Source organism: Acidovorax sp. KPB24-03 (genome assembly GCF_057546605.1).
Map to the genome: position 1 here is coordinate 1 of NZ_BAAJYR010000890.1, position 663 is coordinate 663.

Here is a 663-nt window from a genome sequence, read left to right on the forward strand (position 1 = left end):
GGCGCCGTCCGCCTCCCCTGCGGCCGTGCCGGCGTGATCCGCGGCACCGCATGCGCCGCGCCGCCAGCCTGAAAATCTTCGTCCTCGGCCTGTTCGCCGGGGTGGTGCTGCTCACCCTGCTGTGGATCCGGGTCTCGCCCTGGACCTCGTACCCCGTGGGCATGGTGGCCGGCGCGGTCCTGGAGCACGCCGCCCCCGGCTGGGTGCGCGAGACGCGGCTGCGGCCCGGGGCGTTCGAGGTCGATACCTCGGTGGCGGTCGCCACGCCGCAGACCGGCAACCGCCTGGTCGAGATCACCGTCGAATCCGACCCCGGCCGCTATGCCTACGGCCTGCCCATCTTCCTCGCCCTGCTGCTGTCTGCGCGCGGCCCGGGCCGCACCTGGCGCGCGCTGGCCGGCTTCGCGCTGCTCGTGCCGCTGCAGGCCTTCAGCCTGGTGATGCACCTGCTCATGCAGGTGGTGCTGACGGCGCAACTCGACGTGCGCGTGCTCAAGGTCGCCCAGTGGCAACTGGAGGCGCTGGTGTACGGCTACCAGGTGGGCGTGCTGGTGCTGCCCACGCTCGCGCCCATGGTGCTGTGGCTGTGGCTGGACCGGCAGTTCGTCAACGAGGTGGTGATCGAGGCCTGGCGCCGCTCCCTGCCGGCCGCGCGCGCCGCCG

Annotated in this window: 1 protein-coding gene; it reads left to right on the plus strand. The window is 73.3% G+C overall.

Annotated features, from left to right (window positions below; translation table 11 throughout):
• Positions 1 to 50 precede the first annotated feature (50 nt).
• Positions 51 to 663: exosortase H-associated membrane protein (locus AC27KI_RS26645; protein WP_487116896.1), on the plus strand; the 613-nt coding region annotated here is incomplete at its 3' end.